General features: G+C 51.2%; 1 protein-coding gene. It reads right to left on the reverse strand.

From position 1 onward, the window contains the following. Positions 1 to 110 precede the first annotated feature (110 nt). Positions 111 to 461 (reverse strand): solute carrier family 23 protein (locus C1I98_RS39745; RefSeq protein WP_302789442.1); only part of this gene is annotated, 351 nt, incomplete at its 5' end.

Below are 461 nucleotides of genomic sequence, written 5' to 3' on the forward strand. Positions count from 1 at the left end.
GTGCCGGTGTGTTCAGAGATACCTCAACCAGGATTTCACAAAATCGCGAGAAGTTTACCACAGAATCCCATGATGTTTGAACCGGGCAGCAACACTGCCCGGTCGGTACATTATTTGTCTGTTATATCCGCGTCTTCTGCGTCCAGCACCACTTCTTCAGGGCGCAGCACACTGATCAGTTTGAAAATCAAACTTAAGCCGATACCGACGATGGTCGCCAGCGCCATACCTTTTAACTCCGCCGCGCCGATGTTTACCTTCGCGCCACTGACGCCGATGATCAAAATCACGGAAGTCAGGATCAGGTTCTGTGCTTTGTTGTAATCCACTTTCGATTCGATCAAAACACGAATACCGGAAGCACCGATGACACCATAAAGCAGCAGCGAAACGCCGCCCATCACCGGCAATGGGATCATCTGGATAGCGGCAGCCAGTTTACCGACGCAGGAAAGCAGGAT

Source organism: Spongiactinospora gelatinilytica, assembly GCF_003236385.1.
GTDB lineage: Bacteria > Actinomycetota > Actinomycetes > Streptosporangiales > Streptosporangiaceae > Spongiactinospora > Spongiactinospora gelatinilytica.